General features: G+C 69.8%; 23 protein-coding genes and 1 tRNA gene. 18 read left to right on the top strand and 6 right to left on the bottom strand.

The features are described 5' to 3' along the window. The first annotated feature begins 3 nt into the window (after positions 1-3). From VFF97_RS06660 to VFF97_RS06640, 5 genes are read left to right on the top strand one after another with little or no spacing between them, the layout of a single operon-like run. Positions 4-1,032, top strand: coding sequence for a PhoH family protein (locus VFF97_RS06660; protein WP_325032712.1), 1,029 nt, complete (start codon positions 4-6; stop codon positions 1,030-1,032). Further along, a complete protein-coding gene (gene ybeY, locus VFF97_RS06655; RefSeq protein WP_325032704.1) occupies positions 1,029-1,499 on the top strand; it encodes an rRNA maturation RNase YbeY in 471 nt (156 codons plus the stop codon). The genes VFF97_RS06660 and ybeY overlap by 4 nt, the downstream gene beginning before the upstream one ends. Further along, positions 1,496-2,866, top strand: coding sequence for a hemolysin family protein (locus tag VFF97_RS06650; protein WP_325032703.1), 1,371 nt, complete (start codon positions 1,496-1,498; stop codon positions 2,864-2,866). Before ybeY ends, VFF97_RS06650 begins: the two co-directional genes overlap by 4 nt. Beyond that, positions 2,859-3,866 (top strand): GTPase Era, encoded by a 1,008-nt coding sequence (gene era, locus VFF97_RS06645; protein ID WP_325032702.1) that lies wholly within the window; start codon positions 2,859-2,861, stop codon positions 3,864-3,866. Before VFF97_RS06650 ends, era begins: the two co-directional genes overlap by 8 nt. Positions 3,867-3,901: 35 nt before the next feature. After that, positions 3,902-4,090, top strand: a complete 189-nt coding sequence (locus VFF97_RS06640) for a hypothetical protein (protein ID WP_325032701.1) — start codon at positions 3,902-3,904, stop codon at positions 4,088-4,090. Positions 4,091-4,116: 26 nt separating this feature from the next. On the opposite strand, the gene VFF97_RS06635 is transcribed toward VFF97_RS06640, so the two are convergent. Next, on the bottom strand, positions 4,117-4,758 hold the full coding sequence (locus VFF97_RS06635) for a hypothetical protein (protein WP_325032700.1): 642 nt from the start codon (positions 4,756-4,758) through the stop codon (positions 4,117-4,119). 231 nt (positions 4,759-4,989) lie between these two features. Here VFF97_RS06635 and leuA point away from each other — a divergent pair, with 231 nt between their 5' ends. Further along, positions 4,990-6,756: a 2-isopropylmalate synthase gene (gene leuA / locus VFF97_RS06630; RefSeq protein WP_325032699.1), complete on the top strand. Its 1,767-nt coding sequence runs from the start codon at positions 4,990-4,992 to the stop codon at positions 6,754-6,756. 27 nt (positions 6,757-6,783) lie between these two features. On the opposite strand, the gene VFF97_RS06625 is transcribed toward leuA, so the two are convergent. Next, positions 6,784-7,485: a trimeric intracellular cation channel family protein gene (locus VFF97_RS06625; protein ID WP_325032698.1), complete on the bottom strand. Its 702-nt coding sequence runs from the start codon at positions 7,483-7,485 to the stop codon at positions 6,784-6,786. Between the two features lie 86 nt (positions 7,486-7,571). Between VFF97_RS06625 and recO the strand changes: the two genes are divergently transcribed. The 5 genes from recO (at position 7,572) to VFF97_RS06600 (ending at position 11,708) form a co-directional block, all read left to right on the top strand. Next, complete coding sequence (recO, locus tag VFF97_RS06620) at positions 7,572-8,300, top strand: DNA repair protein RecO (protein ID WP_325032697.1); 729 nt, start codon at positions 7,572-7,574, stop codon at positions 8,298-8,300. Next, complete coding sequence (locus VFF97_RS06615; RefSeq protein ID WP_325032696.1) at positions 8,297-9,109, top strand: isoprenyl transferase; 813 nt, start codon at positions 8,297-8,299, stop codon at positions 9,107-9,109. The genes recO and VFF97_RS06615 overlap by 4 nt, the downstream gene beginning before the upstream one ends. A gap of 99 nt (positions 9,110-9,208) precedes the next feature. After that, on the top strand, positions 9,209-9,922 hold the full coding sequence (locus tag VFF97_RS06610) for a hypothetical protein (protein ID WP_325032695.1): 714 nt from the start codon (positions 9,209-9,211) through the stop codon (positions 9,920-9,922). After that, on the top strand, positions 9,919-10,932 hold the full coding sequence (locus VFF97_RS06605) for a hypothetical protein (RefSeq protein WP_325032694.1): 1,014 nt from the start codon (positions 9,919-9,921) through the stop codon (positions 10,930-10,932). Before VFF97_RS06610 ends, VFF97_RS06605 begins: the two co-directional genes overlap by 4 nt. 50 nt (positions 10,933-10,982) lie before the next feature. Next, positions 10,983-11,708 carry a DsbA family oxidoreductase gene (locus tag VFF97_RS06600; RefSeq protein WP_325032693.1) on the top strand — a complete coding sequence of 242 codons (726 nt, stop codon included), beginning with the start codon at positions 10,983-10,985 and terminating at the stop codon, positions 11,706-11,708. A gap of 64 nt (positions 11,709-11,772) precedes the next feature. Here VFF97_RS06600 and VFF97_RS06595 read toward each other — a convergent pair whose 3' ends face one another. Then, entirely contained in the window at positions 11,773-12,273 is a 501-nt protein-coding gene (locus VFF97_RS06595; protein ID WP_325032692.1) for a glutathione peroxidase, read from the bottom strand. 146 nt (positions 12,274-12,419) lie between these two features. Between VFF97_RS06595 and dusB the strand changes: the two genes are divergently transcribed. From dusB to VFF97_RS06565, 6 genes are all read left to right on the top strand, one after another. Continuing rightward, a complete protein-coding gene (dusB, locus tag VFF97_RS06590) occupies positions 12,420-13,580 on the top strand; it encodes a tRNA dihydrouridine synthase DusB (RefSeq protein WP_325032691.1) in 1,161 nt (386 codons plus the stop codon). Beyond that, positions 13,570-14,928 carry a deoxyguanosinetriphosphate triphosphohydrolase gene (locus VFF97_RS06585; RefSeq protein WP_325032690.1) on the top strand — a complete coding sequence of 453 codons (1,359 nt, stop codon included), beginning with the start codon at positions 13,570-13,572 and terminating at the stop codon, positions 14,926-14,928. The genes dusB and VFF97_RS06585 overlap by 11 nt, the downstream gene beginning before the upstream one ends. Then, positions 14,928-16,799 (top strand): DNA primase, encoded by a 1,872-nt coding sequence (gene dnaG, locus VFF97_RS06580; RefSeq protein ID WP_325032689.1) that lies wholly within the window; start codon positions 14,928-14,930, stop codon positions 16,797-16,799. Before VFF97_RS06585 ends, dnaG begins: the two co-directional genes overlap by 1 nt. Before the next feature lie 48 nt (positions 16,800-16,847). Further along, positions 16,848-17,636 (top strand): ATP-binding cassette domain-containing protein, encoded by a 789-nt coding sequence (locus VFF97_RS06575; protein WP_325032688.1) that lies wholly within the window; start codon positions 16,848-16,850, stop codon positions 17,634-17,636. Positions 17,637-17,700: 64 nt separating this feature from the next. Continuing rightward, positions 17,701-17,776 (top strand) — tRNA-Asn (locus VFF97_RS06570). An 80-nt stretch (positions 17,777-17,856) separates the two neighbouring features. Further along, positions 17,857-18,288, top strand: a complete 432-nt coding sequence (locus VFF97_RS06565; protein ID WP_325032687.1) for a phage tail protein — start codon at positions 17,857-17,859, stop codon at positions 18,286-18,288. Between the two features lie 17 nt (positions 18,289-18,305). Here VFF97_RS06565 and VFF97_RS06560 read toward each other — a convergent pair whose 3' ends face one another. From VFF97_RS06560 to VFF97_RS06550, 3 genes are all read right to left on the bottom strand, one after another. Then, a complete protein-coding gene (locus VFF97_RS06560; RefSeq protein WP_325032686.1) occupies positions 18,306-18,686 on the bottom strand; it encodes a RidA family protein in 381 nt (126 codons plus the stop codon). 111 nt (positions 18,687-18,797) lie between these two features. Next, positions 18,798-19,628 (bottom strand): alpha/beta hydrolase, encoded by an 831-nt coding sequence (locus tag VFF97_RS06555; RefSeq protein WP_325032685.1) that lies wholly within the window; start codon positions 19,626-19,628, stop codon positions 18,798-18,800. Between the two features lie 122 nt (positions 19,629-19,750). Continuing rightward, the gene (locus VFF97_RS06550) at positions 19,751-20,737 is read right to left on the bottom strand and encodes a GlxA family transcriptional regulator (protein WP_325032684.1); all 987 of its coding nucleotides are present in this window, start codon (positions 20,735-20,737) and stop codon (positions 19,751-19,753) included. 181 nt (positions 20,738-20,918) lie between these two features. Here VFF97_RS06550 and VFF97_RS06545 point away from each other — a divergent pair, with 181 nt between their 5' ends. After that, complete coding sequence (locus VFF97_RS06545) at positions 20,919-21,527, top strand: GyrI-like domain-containing protein (protein WP_325032683.1); 609 nt, start codon at positions 20,919-20,921, stop codon at positions 21,525-21,527. Positions 21,528-21,529: the final 2 nt, after the last annotated feature.

The following is a 21,529-nucleotide window of genomic DNA, read 5'->3' as shown; positions in this document are numbered from 1 at the left end:
GCCATGGTGCAGCTCCTCGGACCTCAGGATCGCCTGTTGCGCGTCGTCGAGCGCGAGCACCCCGACGTCGACGTCCACGTCCGCGGCAACGAGATCACTCTCACGGGCGACGCGTCGGCGGTCGCCGCGGCCCGCGCCCTCGTCGATGAGCTGCTCGCGATGACGAAGGCGGGGCAGGGGCTCGACCCTGCCGACGTCACGTCGTCGAACCGGATTCTCCAGTCCGAGGGCGGCCCGCGCCCGTCCGAAGTGCTCGGCGAGGCGATCCTGTCGACGCGCGGCAAGGTCATCCGGCCCAAGACGCTCGGGCAGAAGGCGTACGTCGACGCGATCGAGGAGAACACGATCGTGTTCGGCATCGGCCCCGCCGGCACGGGCAAGACCTACCTGGCGATGGCGAAGGCCGTGCAGGCGCTGCAGCGCAAAGAGGTCAACCGCATCATCCTGACCCGTCCGGCCGTCGAGGCGGGGGAGCGGCTCGGATTCCTCCCGGGCACGCTCACCGACAAGATCGACCCCTACCTCCGGCCGCTCTACGACGCGCTCAACGAGATGATGGACCCCGAGCTCGTGCCGAAGCTCATGGCGACCGGCACGATCGAGGTCGCGCCCCTCGCGTACATGCGCGGGCGCACGCTCAACGACTCGTTCGTCGTGCTCGACGAGGCGCAGAACACGACGCCCGAGCAGATGAAGATGTTCCTCACGCGCCTCGGCTTCGGCACGAAGATGGTCGTCACGGGCGACATCACGCAGATCGACCTCCCGCAGGGGGCATCCGGCCTGCGGCTCGTCACGCGCGTGCTGAAGGAGATCGACGACATCCACTTCGCGTTCCTCACGAGCGACGACGTCGTGCGTCACACGCTCGTCGGCCGCATCGTCGACGCGTACAGCGAGTACGACGAGCGACGTCTCGCGGCGAGGCGCGAGCGGGACGAGGCATCCGAGTTCGCCAATCGGGCCGAGCGACGCGCTTCCGCCCGCCCCGGCGGACCGCGTGACCACCTTCCGAAGCGAGGCCGCTCATGACGATCGAGATCACGAACGAGTCGGGCGTCGAGGTCGATGAGACGGTCCTGCTGCGGCTCATGGAGCACAACCTCGCAGAGCTTCATGTGAGCCCGGATGCCGACGTCGCGATCCTTCTCGTCGACGAGGGTGCGATGGAGGCGCTGCACGTGCAGTGGATGGACGAGCCCGGCCCGACCGACGTGCTGAGCTTCCCGATGGACGAGCTGCGGCCGGGTACGGAGGATATGCCGACGCCCCCGGGGCTGCTCGGCGACATCGTGCTGTGCCCGCAGGTCGCCGAGACGCAGGCGGTCGCCGCGAAGCACTCCACGATGGACGAGCTCGTGCTGCTCACGACGCACGGGCTGCTGCACCTGCTCGGATTCGATCACGCCGAGCCCGAGGAGGAGCGCGAGATGTTCGGGCTGCAGAAGAGCCTCATCACCGCGTTCCAGAGCTCGGAACGTCGGCGCGGCCGCGCATGACCGAAGCCCTCCTGCTCGTCGCGGCACTGCTGCTCATCGCCTTCGGCGCGTTCATGGTGGCGATCGACGCGGCGCTCAGCGTCACGTCGAGGGCCGACCTCGCGGAGCTGGCGGCGAACGGACACAACGCGACCTCGCTGCGTCGCATCGCCGACGATCCCGAAGCGCACGAGAACGCGGTCGTGTTCATCCGCGTCTTCGCAGAGACGACGGCGGCGGTGCTCATCACCGTCGCGTTCACGCTGCTGTTCGAGAACATCTGGTGGGCGATGCTCGCGGCGGCGCTGCTCATGACCGGCCTGTCGTACGTGGTCGTCGGCACGGGTCCTCGAAATCTCGGGCGCCAGCATGCGCGCCGCCTGCTGCTCAGCGCGGCGCCGGTCGTGCGGGGTGTGCGCATCATCCTCGGGCCGCTCGCGCACGGCCTCGTCGCGCTGAGCACGCGCATCACGCCGGGCGGGTCGCGCGGTTCGTCGTTCGCGTCGGAGGAGCAGTTGCTCTCGATCATCGACGAGGCCGCCGAGAACGAGCTCATCGAGCAGGACGACCGCGAGCTCATCCACTCCGTGTTCGACTTCACCGACACGTACGTGCGCGCCGTCATGGTGCCGCGCACCGACATGGTCACGGTCGACGCGCACGCGTCGACGCGGGAGGCGATGCGGATCTTCCTCGACAAGGGGGTCTCGCGCGTCCCCATCGTCGACGACGAGGCGGACGACGTCGTCGGGGTGCTGTACCTCAAGGACCTCGTGCAGTTCGGCTTCCGTGACGAGAACGGCTGGCGCGACGCGCCGATCACCCCCATCAGCCGTCCGGCGGTGTTCGTGCCCGAGTCGATGCGCGCCGAGACGCTGCTGCAGCAGATGAAGCGCGACGCCGTGCACGTGTGCCTCGTGGTGGACGAGTACGGGGGCGTATCGGGCCTCGTGACGCTCGAGGACCTCATCGAGGAGCTCGTGGGCGAGATCGCCGACGAGTACGACCCGCGCGCCGACGAGGTGACCGAGGTAGAGCCCGGCCGCTACCGCGTGAGCGCGCGCCTCGGGCTCGACGAGGTCGGCGACCTGTTCGGCATCGAGCTGGAGGACGAGGACGTCGACTCGATCGGCGGTCTTCTCGGCAAAGCGCTCGGCCGCATTCCGCAGCCCGGCGCGACCGCCGAGTACGCGGGGCTCATCATGACCGGCGGCGCCTCACGAGGACGCGGCCGCGGCATCAGCACTGTCTTCGTCGAGCGGGGGGCCGCCCTCGAGGCGGCCGATGACCCGCTCAACGGACGATCGCCGCGCACGGGCGAGATCCGCACCGTGCGCCCGCGTACCGGCGAGGTGCGCATCGTGAGGAGAGGGGAACGGGATGTCTGAGAACCCCGAGTCCGCGCGGATCCCCGAGGCGCGTGAGCCCTCAGCGGTCCCTGAGCTCGTCGAAGGGTCTGAGCTCGTCGAAGGGTCTGAGGTGGTGGAAGGGTCGTCGCCACACACGCGGTCGGGCTTCGTCACATTCGTCGGACGCCCCAACGTGGGCAAGTCGACGCTCATGAACGCACTCGTCGGCGAGAAGGTCGCGATCACGAGCGACAAGCCGCAGACGACGCGCCGCGCGATCCGCGGCATCCTCAACCGCCCGAGCGGCCAGCTCGTCGTCGTCGACACCCCAGGTCTGCACAAGCCTCGCACGCTCCTTGGCCAGCGCCTCAACGACCTCGTCGAGCAGGTGCTCGGCGACGTCGACGTCATCGGCTTCTGCGTGCCGGCTACCGAGAAGGTCGGACCGGGAGACCGGCGGATCGCCGAGTCGCTGACCGGCTATCCGCGGGCCAAGAAGGTCGCGATCGTGACGAAGACGGATGCCGCGACCCGCGAGCAGATCACGGAGAGGCTCATCGAGGTCGACAGCCTCCGCGAGGACTGGGCCGCCGTGATCCCGCTGTCGGCGCTCACCCGCGACCAGCTCGACGTGCTCACCGACGAGCTCCTCACGCTCATGCCCGAGGGGCCGGCGCTGTATCCCGAGGACGTCGTCACGGACGAGTCGCTCGAGGACCGCGTCGCCGAGATCATCCGCGAAGCTGCGCTCGAGGGCGTGCGAGACGAGCTGCCGCACTCGATCGCCGTCACGATCGACGACATCGAGGAACGCGACACCGGCTCGATGACCGACATCTACGCGAACATCATCGTCGAGCGCGACAGTCAGAAGGCGATCATCATCGGCCGCAAGGGCAGTCGCTTGCGGGACGTCGGCGCGAAGGCGCGCGCGCAGATCGAGCCGCTCATCGGCACGAAGGTGTTCCTCAAGCTGCACGTGCGCGTCGCGAAGGAGTGGCAGCGGGACCCGAAGCAGCTCGGGCGGCTCGGGTTCTGAGCCCCGCTCACTCCGCGCGGCGTAGACTCGCGAACATGGAGACGGTCACGACTCCGCTGCCGTGGACCGACCCGCGCGAAGAGATCGAGGTCGGCGTCCTCATGGCGAACGGGCGGCTGGCTCCGCGCCGGTTCGCGAACCGCGCGGAGGCCGAGGCGTGGGCGCGCCCCGAAGAGGGCGATCGCGTCGTCGAGTACAACCTCATCTGCGAGTGCGACTCGTAGCGAGCCGCCCGCGGCGGCGGCATCCGTCAGCCCGACACCTCGCGCATCATCGACTGGATGAACACGACCTTCTCGCCGTACTCGGCGTCTACCGCCTCCTGCCACGTGCCGTCGTCCCACGGCACGTCGACCCACAGGTAGCCGCGATCGGGGTACGACCCGAGGTACGCGTCGCCCATCTTCGCCGGCAGCTCCTCCTGGATCTCGAGCAATCGGCCCTCATCCGTCGAACCCTCGACGCCGCCGGCCGGGTCGTCGGGGCGCATCGGGTCGTAGAGCGCGAGCATGATCGGCGGCTGCGTCACGGTGAAGGTCTCGCCGTCGAACGTGCCGGTGACGGCGTACGCGCCCCACGTCACGTCACCCGACGTCTCGCTGCCTTCGACGTCGCCCCACGACCAGCCTTCGAGCGGCAGACCCGCGCACTGGGGCGGCCACGACTCCGCGACGGGGCCCAGGCACAGCTCGGCGTCGCCGCCCTTGTCGAGCACGGTTCCCGTCGCGACGACCTCGCCGGTCGGAGGGTCGGGCCAGGCGTTGTCGAGGCTCGCTCCGGGCGGCGGAGCGTCGGCGGAGGGCGTCGCGCATGCGGAGAGCGTGAAGGCGCCGGCCGCGATGATCGAGAGGGCGGCGGCGCGCAGGACGGAGACTCGTCGGTGAGGACTCATACCCGTAACGTGTCGCGAGCGAGGCGATCGTCTCAGTCACGAATCGACACGGATGCCTCGCCCAGCGGCATCCGCATTTGGCATCGCCCCCGCGGGCGGGTGTACCCTCGATCCATGCGCGCAGGCTCGCTCCTTCTTCTTAGCCGCCGCGGCGAGGCTTCGTTCTAGGGCCTTTCTCGTCGCGGAGCTTGGTGTTGGCCCGCAACATCTGACGAGGAAGCAGCCCCCATCATGGAGAACCACCAGAAGCCGTCGTCCATGCCGGTCCACAAGTACCGGCCGTTCCACGAGCAGATCCGGGTCGACCTGCCCGACCGCACGTGGCCCGACAAGCGCATCGCGAAGGCGCCGCGTTGGTGCGCCGTCGACCTGCGAGACGGCAACCAGGCGCTCATCGATCCGATGAGCCCCGAGCGCAAGCGCATCATGTTCGACCTGCTCGTCCGCATGGGCTACAAGGAGATCGAGGTCGGCTTCCCGAGTGCGAGCCAGACCGACTTCGACTTCGTGCGCCAGCTGATCGAAGAGGACCTGATCCCCGACGACGTCACGATCCAGGTGCTGACGCAGGCCCGCGAAGAGCTCATCGCCCGCACGTACGAGGCGATCCGCGGCGCCAAGCAGGCGATCGTCCACCTTTACAACTCGACGAGCATCCTGCAGCGCGAGGTCGTGTTCCGCACCGACAAGCAGGGCATCATCGACATCGCGATGAACGGCGCCCGCTGGTGCAAGCAGTACGAGGCCACCGTCCCCGAGACGACCGTCTACTACGAGTACTCGCCCGAGAGCTACACCGGCACCGAGCTCGAGTTCGCCGTCGAGGTGTGCAACAAGGTGATGGAGGTCTTCGTTCCGACGCCGGAGCGCAAGGTCATCATCAACTTGCCGGCGACCGTCGAGATGGCGACCCCGAACGTGTACGCCGACTCGATCGAGTGGATGTCGCGTCACCTGAACCACCGCGAGAACGTCATCCTGTCGCTGCATCCGCACAATGACCGCGGCACCGCCGTGGCTGCGGCTGAGCTGGGCTACATGGCCGGTGCCGACCGCATCGAGGGATGCCTCTTCGGCAACGGCGAGCGCACGGGCAACGTCGACCTGGTGGCGCTGGGCATCAACATGCTGACGCAGGGCATCGACCCGCAGATCGACTTCAGCGACATCGACCAGATCAAGCGCACGGTCGAGTACTGCAACCAGCTGCCCGTGCACGAGCGCAGCCCGTGGGCCGGCGACCTCGTCTTCACGGCCTTCAGCGGCTCGCACCAGGACGCCATCAAGAAGGGCTTCGAGGCGATGGAGGCCCGCGCGGCCGCCGAGGGCGTCTCGGTCGACGAGCTGGAGTGGGCCGTCCCGTACCTGCCGATCGACCCGAAAGACCTGGGCCGCTCGTACGAGGCCGTCATCCGCGTCAACTCGCAGTCCGGCAAGGGCGGCGTCGCCTATCTGCTGAAGAGCGACCACGCGCTCGACCTGCCGCGCAGGCTGCAGATCGAGTTCTCGGGCGTCGTGCAGGCGAAGACGGATGCCGAGGGCGGCGAGGTCACGAGCGACGAGATCTGGCGCATCTTCACCGACGAGTACCTGCCCGCCGCCGACGCCGAAGAGCGCTGGGGCCGGTTCGAGCTGCTCGCGACGCGCACGCAGAGCGACCTGTCGGGCGACGTCGTGCTCGAGGTCACGCTGCGCGACGGCGACGATCGCGTCGAGGCAACCGGCCACGGCAACGGTCCGGTGGCGGCATTCCTCGAGATCGTGCGCGCGCACGGGTTCGACGTGACGCTCTACGACTACGTCGAGCACGCGCTCAGCTCGGGCGGCGACGCGCAGGCGGCGGCCTACGTCGAGCTCCAGGTGGACGGCGAGCGTCTGTGGGGCGTCGGCATCGACAGCGACATCTCGACTGCGTCGCTCAAGGCCATCGTGTCGGGCGTCAACCGCGCGATCCGCACACGCGAGCGGGAACGCGCGGGCGAGCTCGCGGCCGTCTGACCCGGTTCGTCGGCGTCGGGCCCGTCGTCAGTCGGCGTCGGGCCCGGGCTTGACGATCGGGATCGCGCTCGTCTCGACGGCGACGCGACGCCGGTGCAGCGCGCGCTGTTCAGGCAGCGAGATGTCGAAGATGACCGCGAGCACGCGGATCACGGCCGTGACGATGATGCAGGCGATCGACGCCGGCAAGAGTGCGACGCCGGCCGAATGGGAGATCGCGAGCACGGCGCATCCGGCCCCTGCGGCCACGGCGTAGAGCGAGCCGACGTGCATGATCGCGACGGGCAGTCCCATGATCATGTCGCGCAGGATGCCGCCTCCGACCGCGGAGCACACGCCGACGAACACCGCGGGCACGGGCGGCAGCCCGAGCGCGAGCGCCTTGCTCGTGCCGAAGGCGCCGAACAGTCCGATGACGATCGCGTCGAGGCCGACGATGACGGCGTTGAGGCGCTGGAAGAGCCCCGCGAGCAGCATCCCCACGAGCGAGGCGCACACGGCGGTGAGGAGGTACCAGTTGCTCTGCAGCGTCACCGGTGTGACGTTGAGCAGCAGGTCGCGGATGAGCCCGCCGCCCATGCCCATCACGATCCCGATGATCGCGACGCCGAGCAGATCGAGCCGTCGCTGACCACGGAAACCCGATGCGAAGAGCGCGCCCTGGATGCCGCCGAGGCCGACGGCGACCAGGTCCGCCCACAGCGGGATCACCAAGACGGGTTCGTCCACGAACCCATTGTGGGGGGAGGTCAGGGCATGTGCGAATGCCCGCCCGCCTGCGCCGGATCGTCGGTGCCCGGACGGATAATGGACGGGTGCCCACCTACCGCGACGAGGTCGTGGTCCTGCGCACCCACAAGCTGGGTGAAGCCGACCGCATCGTGACGCTGCTCAGCCGTCGCCACGGCAAGCTGCGCGCCGTCGCGAAAGGCGTGCGGCGCACGTCGTCGCGCTTCGGCGCCCGGCTCGAGCCGTTCATGGTCGCCGACGTCCAGCTCTACCAGGGTCGCTCGCTCGACATCGTGCAGCAGGCGGAATCCCTCGGCGCGTACGGCGCCGACATCGCGGTCCACTACGACCGCTACACCGCCGCGAACGCGATGGTCGAGGCGGCCGACCGCCTCAACGAGGCCGAGGCCACTCCGAACCAATACCTGCTGCTCGTGGGCGGGCTGCGCGCGCTCGCGCGCGGGGAGCACGCCTCGCGCAGCATCCTCGACTCCTACCTGCTGCGCGCGATGGCGCTGTCGGGGTGGGCTCCGTCGCTCGCCGAATGCGCCCGATGCGGCGCGAGCGGACCGCACGACGCGTTCGTCGCCCAGCTCGGCGGGATGGTCTGCCGAGACTGCGCTCCGACGGGCGCGGCACGGCTCGACGGCGACTCGGCGCGCCTGCTCCGCTCGCTCATGGCGGGGGAGTGGGACGAGGTCGACGCCGCCCCTCCCGCGGCGGCGGCCGCGGCATCCGGCCTCATCGCCGCCTACGCCCAGTGGCACCTGGAGCGCGGCATCCGTTCTCTGTCGCATGTGGAGGCGCCTCGGTGACGCCCAAGCCCTACACCCATCGCGACGCCGTTCCGTATCGCCCGCTCGACTGGACGGGCGTCAACCCCCCTGCCTTCCCTTCGGGGAGCGTGCCGAACCACGTCGCGATCGTCATGGACGGCAACGGGCGCTGGGCGAACCGCCGCGGGCTGCCGCGCATCGAGGGGCACAAAGCCGGCGAGGAGGTGCTGCTCGACGTCGTCGCGGGCGCCATCCAGGCGGGCGTGAAGCACCTGTCCGTGTACGCGTTCTCGACCGAGAACTGGGCGCGCTCGCCCGACGAGGTGCGGTTCCTCATGGGCTACAACCGAGATGTGCTGCACCGCCGACGCGACCAGCTCAACGAGTGGGGCGTGCGTGTGCGGTGGTCGGGGCGCAGGCCCCGGCTGTGGGGGTCGGTCATCAAGGAGCTCCAGTCCGCCGAGAGACTCACAGCGGACAACGACGTGCTCACGCTGACGATGTGCATCAACTACGGCGGGCGCGTCGAGCTCGTCGACGCGATGCGCGAGATCGCCGCCGACGTCGCGGCGGGTCGGCTCAAGGCATCCGCGATCACCGAGAAGACGGTGCGCCGCCACCTGTACCAGTCCGACATGCCCGACGTCGACCTTTTCATCCGCTCGTCGGGCGAGCAGCGCACGTCGAACTTCCTGTTGTGGCAGTCCGCGTACGCCGAGTTCGTGTTCCTCGACACGCTCTGGCCCGACTTCAGCCGCACGGATCTGTGGCACGCGATCCAGATCTACCTCGACCGCGATCGCCGTTTCGGCGGGGCCGTGGACCAGCCCGCGCCGCCCGCGCTCTGACGCTACTTATGCCGCGCCCTCTGCGGGCGTATCCTGCGGGCGGGTGGATGCTCCTCTCCTGTGGGGCACGGCGGAGAAGCCGTGGTCAGGAGGTGTCTCATGGACGGTGCGCGACACTCCGCGCGGCGCGCCGGGATGGTGGCCGCTCTCGTCCTGGGTGGTGTGCTGGCTCTCGCCTCGTGCGCGCCCGTCGCGAACGAGGCCGACGACACACCGACGCCCACGCCGACCGCCACGCAGGAGCCGTCGCCGACTCCGACACCCGACAATGGCGGCGACGGTCCGGTGGACCCCTCGCAGCAGACCCGACGCAGCGGCCCGGCCGCGGAGTACGGCGGTCCACCGTACGGCGATCAGGGCGTAGAGTCCATCGGCGACGGCCGGTGGTGCGCGAAGGTCGGGTTCTTCTGGGGCGGAGACGCGCCGCCCGAGAACGTCACGTTCACGATCGACGGGATCGACTCGCACCCCGCCGGCGCCGTCACGGCCTCGACCGAGCGCTGCAGCGATTCGCCTGACATCGTCGGGTCCTGCATCGGCTTCACGATGACGCCCGAGACGCCGTTCACGGTGTGCGACCTGCTCGTGCTCGCGACCCCGTCGTTCTCGATCGAGGCGGGAGTCACCTTCAGGGGCACCCTCGTCTGCACCGAGCCGCGATTCTGCGAGGCCGCGATCGCACGTCCCGCCGAGGCGGGTCCAGAGATCTTCGTGCGGGATCCGGATCCTCCGGAGGACCCCGATGATCCGCCGACCGAAGATCCGCAGACCCCGACCGATGAGCCCGAGTCACCGGAGAGCGAGGCGCCGTGACGACCACCTCTCGACCCGAGCGCGACTCCGAGGCATCCGCGGAGCCGATCGGTCACGGACCCGTCCGCGCGACGACCGCGACCCCCGACGCGGCACAGCCCGAGGCCGACCCGGCACCCGCACCCGCCGATGTGATCCCGGGTCCGCCGAACCTCGCGTTCGAGAAGTGGATGGGCTTCCTGTCTTCGTTCGTCGCACCGGTGACGCTCATCACCGCCCTGCTCTTCTACTTCGGGTACGTGTCGTCGCGCACGTTCTTCGCATACTTCGGGGTCGACGTCGACGTGCTCGGGTTGAGCAACCAGGCGTTCGTCATGCGGAGCCCCGGTGCACTCTTCGTGCCGCTCGTGATCGCGCTGATCCTCGCGGCGGGTCTGGTGGTGGGGCACCGCCTGCTGCGCAAACGGCTGAAGAATGCGGATGCCACGGTCCGCACGCGCGTCGTGGCGGTGATCGCCTGGACGGGCATCGGCCTGATCCTCGCCGGCCTGGTGCTCGCGTTGCTGTGGGGGGTGTTCGGGGGGTGGGAACTCGCGCCGCTCGTCACGCCCCTCCTGCTCGCCGTCGGTGCGGGCCTCGCCGCCTATGCCGCGTCGACCGCGCGCGCACTGCGCGGTGGATCGGAGGGGCGGAGCGTCGTCGTGCTGCTCGTCGTGGCGATGGTCGCGGGCGCATTCTGGGCGACGGCGACCCTCGCGGAGTGGTGGGGGCGTGGGCAGGCGCGGGCGCTCGCCGCCGACCTCGCGTCGCTGCCGGCCGTCGTGCTCGACACGCAGGAGCGGATGTTCCCGGGGAACGACGCGATCCTCTTCCAGGAGCTCGAGCCGCATGAGGAGGGGCAGATGTACCGCTACCGGTATCACGGGCTGCGGCTCCTCGTGCAGGGCGGAGGACGCCTGTTCCTGGTGCCGGATCAATGGTCGCCGGATGCTTCGACTCTCGTCGTGCCGTACGACGACTCGGTCCGCGTGCGGTTCCGCTTCTTCCCGGACGCGGACCCGCCGGGCTGATCATGCTTGTGCGGGAATAGACCGTCCCGCGTCGACCGTTGTCCTTCAGCATGACGGATGCCATCAAGATCGACGTGTGGTCGGATATCGCCTGCCCCTGGTGCTACATCGGAAAGCGGAACCTCGAGAACGGGTTGGCCGCGGCATCCGCCGATGAAGACGCGCCGGTCGTCGAGGTGACCTACCACTCGTTCGAGCTGTCGCCCGACACGCCCGTGGACTTCGAGGGCGACGAGGTGGACTACCTCTCCGGGCACAAGGGCATCTCGCGCGAGCAGGCGCAGTCGATGATCGACCGGGTGACGGGCGTCGCCGCGCAGTCGGGCCTCACGTACCGCTACGACCTCCTCAAGCACACCAACACGGTGAAGGCGCACGAGCTGCTGCACTTCGCGAAGGCGCACGGCCGCCAGCTCGAACTCGCGGAGCGGCTCATGTCGGCGTACTTCACAGAGGGCCGCCACCTCGGACGCACCGACGAGCTCGTCGCACTCGCGTCGGATGTGGGACTCGACGCGGATGCCGCGCGCGAGGCCCTCGAGTCGCGCCGGTACCTCCCCGAGGTGCGCGCCGACCAGAAGCAGGCGGCCGCGTACGCCATCAACGGAGTGCCGTTCTTCGTGATCGACGGCAAGTACGGCGTCTCCGGCGCTCAGCCGGCCGAGGCGTTCGCGCAGATCGCCCGCCAGGTGTGGGCCGAGCACCGCGCCGCCGAGACGACCGGCGAGGAAACCGACGTCGACGCCGCCCCGGAGCCGGCGACAGCCGACGTCTGACAGAGACCGCGAAGAGGGGGCGGATGCCGCGACATCCGCCCCCTCTTCCGTCTTCGGCCGACCGTCAGCGCGGCAGGTTCGCCTCGATCGCCTCGACGATCGCGGGGTCGTCCGGGCGGACAGGGGAGCGGAAGCGGCGCACGGAGCCGTCCGGCGTCACGAGGAACTTCTCGAAGTTCCAGCCGACGTCGCCCGCCTGGCCGTCGTCGTCGGCCGTCTGCTTGAGCACCTGGTAGAGCGGGATCGTGCCCTCGCCGTTGACCTCGATCTTGTCCATGATCGGGAAGGTCACGCCCCATGTCGTGGAGCAGTACTCGAGGATCTCGTCGATCGAGCCGGGCTCCTGCCCCTTGAACTGGTTGCACGGGAAGCCGATCACGGTGAAACCGCGGTCGCCGTAGTCGCGCTGCAGCTGCTCCAGCTGCTCGTACTGGGGTGTGAGGCCGCACTTGGACGCGACGTTGACGACGAGGACGACCTTGTCGCCGTAGTCGGCGAGGGTCGCCGTGCCGCCGTCGGCCGTGCGGAAGGGGATGTCGCGGAGATCTGTCGCCGTGGAGGTCATGCCACCAGGCTAGAGCGCCTCGCGGGGTGCCGGATCGGGGGTCTGCCTGTTCGTGGCTCCTCCCCAGCACGCGGCCTCGGATGTCGCATGACGCGCGCGACATGCGCGTCCAGCCCCGATTCGGGATGGGATGGGAAGATAGTCGGGTGACTTCCGTTCTCGTCGACGCGCCCGCACGCGCGCTGTCCATCGGGCCGATCGAGCTCGATGCTCCCGTCGTGCTCGCGCCCATGGCGGGAATCACCAACACGGCGTTCCGGCGCCTGTGCCGCGAGTACGGCGCCGGGCTCTACGTCAGCGAGATGATCACGACCCGCGCCCTCGTGGAGCGCAACGCGACGACCATGCGGCTCATCACGCACCACGAGTCCGAGACGCCGCGGTCCATCCAGCTCTACGGCGTCGATCCCGCGACGACCGAGGCGGCGGTGCGCCTCCTCGTCGAAGAGGACCGTGCCGATCACATCGACCTGAACTTCGGATGCCCCGTGCCCAAGGTCACGCGCAAGGGCGGTGGTTCCGCCCTCCCGTGGAAGCTCGGGCTCTTCCGCGAGATCGTGACGCGCGCCGTACGCGCGGCCGGTGACATCCCGCTGACGGTGAAGATGCGCAAGGGCATCGACGCCGACCACCTCACGTACCTCGACGCGGGCCGCATCGCCGAAGACGCCGGCGTCGCGGCCGTCGCCCTGCACGCGCGCACGGCGGCCGAGTTCTACTCGGGCGAGGCAGACTGGTCGGCGATCGCCGCCCTGAAGGAGGCGGTCACGAGCGTCCCCGTGCTCGGCAACGGCGACATCTGGAGCGCCGAGGACGCGGTGCGCATGATGGACGAGACCGGCTGCGACGGCGTCGTCGTGGGTCGCGGATGCCTGGGCCGCCCGTGGCTGTTCGGCGAACTCGCCGCCGCCTTCGGCGCCGAGAGCCGACCGGTCGACGCGACGCTCGGCTTCGTCGCGCAGGCGTTCCGCCGCCACGCCGAGCTGCTCGTCGAGTTCTTCGACGACGAGGGGCGCGGCTGCCGCGACATCCGCAAGCACGTCGCCTGGTACTTCAAGGGCTATCCGGTCGGCGGTGAGACGCGTGCGCGCCTTGCGACCGTGTCGAGCCTCGCCGAGATCGACGACCTCCTCGCCACGCTCGACCTCGACGCGCCGTACCCCGGCGCCGCTGCGGAGGGGCAGCGCGGCCGCGCCGGAAGCCCCAAGCGCCCGGCACTGCCCGAAGGCTGGCTCGACTCGCGAGAGGTCGGGGCCGAGGCATCCGCCACCCTCGCCGAAGCGGAACTCGACACCAGTGGCGGCTGACGGCCCCGGGGCGGTCGGCGTCGCGTCGGGGCGACCGGAGGGCTACGACGACGCGGATGCCGCGCGCTTCCACACCGAACGGCACCGGTCGCAGCGCGATGACTTCGCCCGTGATCGCGCGCGCGTGCTGCACTCCGCGGCCCTGCGCCGCCTCGCCGCGAAGACGCAGGTGCTGAGTCCCGCGAGCCCTGCCGACTTCGCGCGCAACCGCCTCACGCACTCCCTCGAGGTCGCCCAGGTCGGCCGAGAGCTCGCGACGGCGCTCATGCTGTCGCCCGACGTCGTCGACACGGCGTGCCTGAGCCACGACCTGGGGCATCCGCCGTTCGGGCACAACGGCGAGCGCGCGCTCAACGACTGGGCCGACGACATCGGCGGGTTCGAGGGCAACGCGCAGACCCTGCGGATCCTCACGAGGCTCGAGCCGAAGGTGCTCCGCGACGACGGCCGCACGTACGGGCTCAACCTCACGCGCGCGAGCCTCGACGCGACGTGCAAGTACCCGTGGACGGCGGAGCATCCGCTGCCCGATCCGGGCGGGCGTCTCAAGTTCGGCGTGTACCCCGACGACGAGGACGTCTTCCGCTGGATGCGCGAGGGCGCCCCCGGACGCGTGCGGTGCATAGAGGCCGAGGTCATGGACCTCTCCGACGACATCGCATACTCGGTGCACGACTTCGAAGACGCGATCGTGAACGGGTACCTCGACCCCGCGCGCCTCGCCGACGCGTCCGAGCACGACGCGCTGCTGCGAGCGATCCAGTCGTGGGTCGGGTTCGACTTCGCGCTCGACGAGCTCGAGGACGCGCTGTATCGGCTCATGCGGATGCCGGAGTGGATCCGCTCGTTCGACGGCACGCGCGCCGCGCACGCGCGCCTCAAGAACCTCACGTCCGACCTCATCGGCCGGTTCGCGCGCGCGGCGACGACGGCGACCCGCGAGGCGTACGAGGTCGCCGTGCTCACGCGCTATCGCGCGCACGTCGTCGTGCCGCGTGTCGTCGAGGCCGAGATGGCGGTGCTGAAGGGCATCATCGGAGCCGTGGTGGTCTCGATCGAGGGTCGCAAGGCGCTCTACAAGGAGCAGCGCCGTGTGCTCAAGCGACTCGCGACGGCTCTGTGGGAGCACCCCGACGCGCTCGACGCGATGCACGCGCAGGACTTCGCGGCGGCCGAGACGGATGCCGCGCGCCGCCGCGTCGTCGTCGACCAGGTCGCGAGCCTCACCGACCAGCTCGCGATCGCGTGGCACGACCGGCTCGTCGGCGAGATCGACGCGGGTTCCCTCGGCGTGTGGTCGCCGGCCGCTCCGAAGCCCGACACTGCCCGCCGCCGGGGAGGGCTGTGATGGCCGGACGCATCCGTCAAGCCGACGTCGACGAGGTCAAGGCGCGCACGAACATCGCCGACATCATCGGCGAGCGCGTGGCCCTCAAGCCGGCGGGCGTGGGCTCCATGAAGGGACTGTGCCCGTTCCACGACGAGCGCAGCCCCAGCTTCAACGTGCGCCCGCAGGCGGGCTTCTACCACTGCTTCGGATGCGGCGAATCGGGCGACGTGTACTCATTCCTGCGCCGCATGGACCACCTGTCGTTCACCGAGGCCGTCGAGCGCCTCGCGGGGCGCATCGGCTACACGCTGCACTACGAGGACGGGGGAGCGGCGCCCGAGACGACGGGCCGGGCGCGTCTGTACGCCGCGAACGCCGCGGCCGCCGAGTTCTTCCGCGCGCAGCTCATGACGCCCGAGGCGGAGGCGGCGCGCTCGTTCCTCGGCTCGCGGGGCTTCGACGCGGGCGCCGCAGCCCACTTCGGGGTGGGGTACGCGCCGAAGGGCTGGTCCGGCATGCGCGATGCGCTTCGCGGCAAGGGCTTCAGCGATGAGGAGCTCGCCGCGGCCGGCCTCGTGTCGCAGGGGCAGCGCGGCGTGTACGACCGCTTCCGGGGGAGGGTCGTGTGGCCCATCCGCGACGTGACCAGCCAGGTGATCGGGTTCGGCGCGCGCAAGCTGTACGACGACGACCAGGGCCCGAAGTACCTCAACACCCCTGAGACGCCCATCTACCGCAAGAACCAGGTGCTCTACGGGCTCGACCTCGCCAAGCGCGACATCTCGCGCGAGCACCGGGTCGTCGTCGTGGAGGGGTACACCGACGTCATGGCGTGCCACCTCGCCGGCATCACGACCGCGATCGCGACGTGCGGCACGGCGTTCGGCTCCGACCACATCACGGTGCTGCGGCGTGTGATGGGCGACGACACGGCCGCGGGCGAGGTCGTCTTCACGTTCGACCCCGACGAGGCCGGGCAGAAGGCGGCGCTGCGCGCGTTCGGAGACGAGAAGCGGTTCGCCGCGCAGACGTACGTCGCCGTCGCGCCCGACGGCCTCGATCCGTGCGACCTGCGCCTCAAGCGCGGCGACTCGGCCGTGCGCGCGCTCATGCAGACCAAGGCACCCATGTTCGAGTTCGTGATCGATCGGCGCCTCGCGGGGTTCGACCTCGCGACGGTGGAGGGCCGCGCGGGCGCCCTGCGTGCCGCCGCGCCGATCGTCGCCGAGATCCGCGATCCTTCCCTGCGCCCCGGCTACGCGCGCGTGCTCGCGCGACGGCTCGGTCTCGAACTCGGCGAGGTCACGCAGGCGGTTGAGCGCGCCCGACGCGGCGGGGGAGGACGAGCGGATGCCCCGGCCCCCGGCCGTCCGCAGCGCGGCCAGGCGCAGGCCGAGGCGCCGGTCGAACCCATCGTTCGCGTGACGCTGGCGTCGCTGCCCCGCACCGCCGACGTCGTGCTCGAGCGCGAAGCGCTCATGGGGTTCCTGCAATTCGGCCACCGGATCGAGGCCGATCTGCGCGGGCAGGCGCTCGCGCTGCCGTTCCGGCACCCGGCGCTCGAGGTCGTGCGGCAGGCGGTTGCGGCGGCATCCGATGTCGATCGTCCCGGCTGGGCGGCGGATGCCGTGTCGAACGTGCGCGAGCCGTTCCGGTCGCTCGCGGCCGAGCTGCTCGCCGCCGACTTCCCGGCGCTGACCGACGACGCCGCTGTGGCATCGACCGCCGATCTCGCGCGCCGGCTCATCCTGCGCGCGCTCCAACGCGAGAAAACGGAGCTGCTGGGCGCGATCCAACGCGTTCCGGCCGACTCGGACGAGGGTCGCGGCATCCGCGTGCGCCTCCGGGAGATCGACGTGGAGCGCGAGAGATTAGTCGCCGACCTCTGATCGGGCAACCGATTGGCGCGCCGGACTTTCGCAGGGCATGATGTGGGCATGTCCCGCCGTCGAGACGCCGAAGTCGCGATCCGGTGCACCGATCTCTCGATCGCCCGTGCCGGACGAGGTGCCCCGAGCGAGCGTGTCGTCGACGGCGTCTCGTTCACGTTGGGCCACGGTGCGACGCTCTCGCTCATGGGTCCGACCGGGGCGGGCAAGTCCAGCCTCGCGGCGATCCTCGCGGGGAGCACCGAACAGGGACTGGCGGTCGTCGGCGGAGACGCCGAGGTGCTCGGCATCCGTGTCCGCCGTCCCGGCCGCGCGCATCGCGAGCTGACCTACTACACCGGCTACCTCCCGCAGCGGGCCGGTGCGAACCTGCCCGCGCGCCAGACGGTGTCGGAGCTCATCGGCGAGCCGATCACGAGCCGCTCACGCCGCGTCAACGAGCGGGCGCTGGCGGTGCGGATCGCGTCGCTCCTCGACGAGCTCATGCTGCCGCTGGGCGCCGCCGCGAAGTATCCGTACGAGCTGAGCGCAGGCATGCGCCAGCGCGTCGCGTTCGCACGCGCGCTCATCCTCCAGCCGCGCATGCTGATCGCCGACGAGCCGTTCGCGAACATGGACGTCGAGGCGCGGAGGGCGGCCAAGAAGGCGATCCTGCGCCGACGGCACGGGTACGGGATGTCGGCCGTGGTCGTGACCAACGAGTCCGATGTCGTGCGCGACCTCGACACCGACGTGCTGGTGCTTCGGGGCGGCCACGCGATCGCCTACGGGCACGGCACGAACGACCTGCTTTGGACCCCGAGCGGCGAAGCCGACAAGCGTCTCATCGCCTCCTGATGGTCATGAGCACGCTTGCGGCTTTGCTAAGATGGTCTGGTTGCCCGCGGTAAGCGGCGCACATTCCTCCATAGCTCAATTGGCAGAGCAATCGGCTGTTAACCGATAGGTTCTTGGTTCGAGTCCAAGTGGGGGAGCCACTCCGAACTCCCGTGATCGTTCACGGGAGTTCTTCGTCTCCGCCTATCGCCCTGGCGCGGTCTGCGCCTATCATCGCGGTGTGCTCATCCCCGAGGAGGCGCCCGCGTTCGCGCTCGTCGTGACCGTCGGCGGCGTCACCATCCCGGACGTCGTCGAGGTGACCGGGCTCGGTGGCGACGACGGCGGGGCCGTCGAGCTGAAGCAGCAGCTCTCGGACGGCAAGTACGTGACGCGCAGACTGCCCGGTCGGCCGAAAGCGGGGGAGTTCCGCATCACCCGGGAGCTGACGTCGGGGGACGAGCCGTTCGAGTGGGTCAAGGCCGTCACGGGCGGAGATGTCGCGGATGCGCGCACGACCGTCTCGGTGAGCCTCGTCGACGACGACGGTGGCGTCGTCAGGTCGTTCCAATACCGAAACTGCCGCATCGCCTCCGTGAAGGCGAGATGGCCGAGGAAGGGCTCGCACGGGCCCGCGATCGAGAGGGTCGCGATCGAGCCTGGCGGCGAGTGAGCCGTGGCGGATGACCGTCAGTCCTCGACGTGCGCCGTCATGAAGATCGAGACGCGGATGCCGGGCAGCTCGGGTCCGAGTCGCGCCACCGCCCTCGCAGGTGGGTCCTCACCGAACATCTCGGCATACGCCTCGTTCATGCCGGCGAAGTCCGACGGGTCCGCCAACAGCACGGTGACCATCGTCACGTCGCCCAGCGACGCCCCACCGGCCTCGAGCACAGCCGCGCAATTGCGGATCGCCTGGCGGGTCTGGTCCTGGATCGACTCGGGCAGCTCGCCCGTGGTCACGTCCATGCCGACCATGCCCGACACCTGGATCGTGGAGCCCGCGCGGATGCCCTGACTGAACAGAGGGGAGCGGGGTGCGGCATCCGTCGTGATGATCTGTCTCGCCATGGCGCGAAGCCTACGCCCGCAGAGGATGCCCGGTCACGTACCGAAACCACGTCCGCACCTCGCGGGGTCGACGAAGGCCCCCGCCGATGCGACGGGGGCCTTCTGGCCGAATCAGAGCTCGTCGCGGATGAACGCGAGCAGGTCCGCGTTGATGACGTCGGCGTGCGTCGTGGCCATGCCGTGCGGGAAGCCGGGGTAGACCTTGAGCTTGCCGTTCTGCAGGAGCGTGATCGTGATCTCCGCAGCGTCGGCGATCGGCACGACCTGGTCGTCGTCGCCGTGCATCACGAGCGTGGGGACCGTGATGGCCTTCACGTCCTCGGTGAGGTCGGTCTCGGAGAAGGCCTTGATGCCGTCGTAGTGGGCCTTGGCGCCGCCCATCATCCCCTGACGCCACCAGTTCCAGATGACTCCCTGCGAGGGCTCGACGCCGTCGCGGTTGTAGTTGTAGAAGGGCCCGGATGCGACGTCGAGGAAGAACTGCGAGCGGTTCTTCGCGACCCCTTCGCGGAAGCCGTCGAAGACCTCGATCGGCGTGCCGCCCGGGTTCGCGTCGGTCTTCACCATGAGCGGCGTCACGGCGCTGATGAGCACCGCCTTCGCGACGCGGTCGCCGCCGTGGCGGGCGATGTATCGAGCGACCTCGCCGCCACCGGTCGAGTGTCCGACGTGGATGACGTCGTGCAGATCCAGGTGCTGGACGACCGCCGCGGCATCCGCGGCGTAGTGGTCCATGTCGTGTCCTTCGGACGTCTGGGTGGAGCGCCCGTGGCCGCGGCGATCGTGGGCGATGACGCGGTAGCCGTGCTGGAGGAAGAACTGGAGTTGAGCATCCCAATCGTCGGAGCTGAGCGGCCAGCCGTGGTGGAACATGATGGGCTGACCCGAGCCCCAGTCCTTGTAGAAGATCTCGACTCCGTCGGGGGTGGTGACGGTGGGCATCGACGTTTCCTTTCGCTTCGGGATTCGCTATGCCTCCACGTTCGTGCGGAATCGCTGCGCGGACTACGCGATCGCGGGACGGTCAGCCCACAGATTCGGACACGTTGTCGGCAACCCGGCCCTCAGACGGCGGTGGGCAGGGGTCGCACGTCTCCGCCGCGCTTCGTCGTGAGGAAGCGCGAGCGGTAGACGCTCGGCGAGACTCCTACGACGTTGACGAACGCGCGGCGCATGCTCTCGTAGCTGCCGAAGCCGGACTCGTGCGCGGTCCGCGTCACGTCGTGCCCGGAGTCCAGCAGCGACTTCGCATGGTCGATCCGCACGCGCTGGACGAACTGCGCGGGCGTCACCCCGAGCTCCGAGCTGAACAGACGCGTGAGGTGGCGTGCGCTGACTCCGACCGCCGACGCGAGTGAGGCGATGCTGTGCCGCTGACTCGGGTTCGCGGAGACGGCGTCGATCGCCTTGCGGACGACGGAGCTCTGGGGCGGGTTGATCGACAGGGGAGCGGAGTACTGCGATTGCCCGGCAGGGCGCTGCATGAACATCACGAGGTGACGTGCGATGCTCCGCGCGAGGTCGGCGCTGTGGTCCTGCTCGACGAGGGCGAGGGAGAGGTCGATGCCGGCCGTGCCGCCCGCCGACGTGTACACGGAGTCGTCCTCGACGAACAGCGCGTCGGGAAGCACCGTGATGTCGGGATACAGGCGCGCGAGCTGGTTCGCGTAGCGCCAGTGCGTCGTCGCGCGACGCCCGGAGAGGATCCCGGCGGCCGCGAGCAGGAACGACCCCGTGCAGATCGACACCATGCGCCGGCTGCGTGCGCGCACCCTGCGGATGGCGTCGACGAGCCGGGGCGGGATGGGTTTCGAGACGAGTCCGTCGCCGCCCGTGACGATCACCGTGTCGGCGTAATCGACATCGTCGAGCAGGGTGTCCACCGCGAGCCGAGTGCCCGCGGAGGTCCGGACGCTGTCCTCGGCCGATGACGTGTAGATCAGGTCGTACTCGGCTCCGAAGCGGGCGGCTTCGGAGAACACCTCCGCCGGTCCGGACACGTCGATCAGCTTGACCCCGTCGAAGAGGACGAAGACGACGGATCTGCGCATTGGTGGATCTCCCTCGCTGACGAGTGGACCAGGGCGGGCTTCCACCGCCCCTCTCGGTGCGCTGACGACATCCTGGCATGCGTCCCCGGTGGCACGGAATGCACGATTGCCGTGCCCGCGGCCGCTTCGCGGGTTGACCGGGCGAGGCCGCCGTGTCCGCGGTGTGCGCCAGGCTGGTGTCGTGGCGAAGTTCGATCCGAAGAAGGAGCTGCCGTCGTACCGCGCGCGCAAGGGCGTGTTCGACCTCGTCGAGGTGCCGCCGCTGCGGTACCTCATGATCGATGGGACTGGCGATCCGAACACGTCGGCCGAGTATCGCGATGCCCTCGCGACTCTGTTCCCTGTGGCGTACAGGCTGAAGTTCCTGAGCAAGCGGGAGCACGACCGCGACTACGTCGTGCCGCCGCTCGAGGCGCTGTGGGACGCTGCCGACAAGACGGCCTTCACCACCGCGCGCGACAAGTCGCGGTGGACGTGGACGGCGATGATCCTGGTCCCCGACGGCATCGACGATGAGCTCGTGTCACGCGCGAAGCAGCAGTCGGCCGAGGTGCCGCTGTTCGACCGGCTGCGAGTGGAGACGCTCGATGAGGGGCTGTGCGTGCAGACGCTGCACATCGGCTCGTACGACGACGAGGGGCCGGTGCTCGCCCGCATGCACGACGAGTTCATCCCGTCGCACGGACTCCGCATGACCGGCACCCACCACGAGATCTACCTCAGCGACGCACGCCGCGTCGAGCCTGCGAAGCTGCGCACGATCCTGCGGCAGCCGGTCGCGCGCGTCTAGCC

Source organism: Microbacterium sp., from assembly GCF_035687345.1.
Classification (GTDB): domain Bacteria; phylum Actinomycetota; class Actinomycetes; order Actinomycetales; family Microbacteriaceae; genus Microbacterium.
The sequence above is the reverse complement of the archived record's forward strand: the minus strand, read 5'-3'. Positions and strand labels throughout refer to the sequence as shown.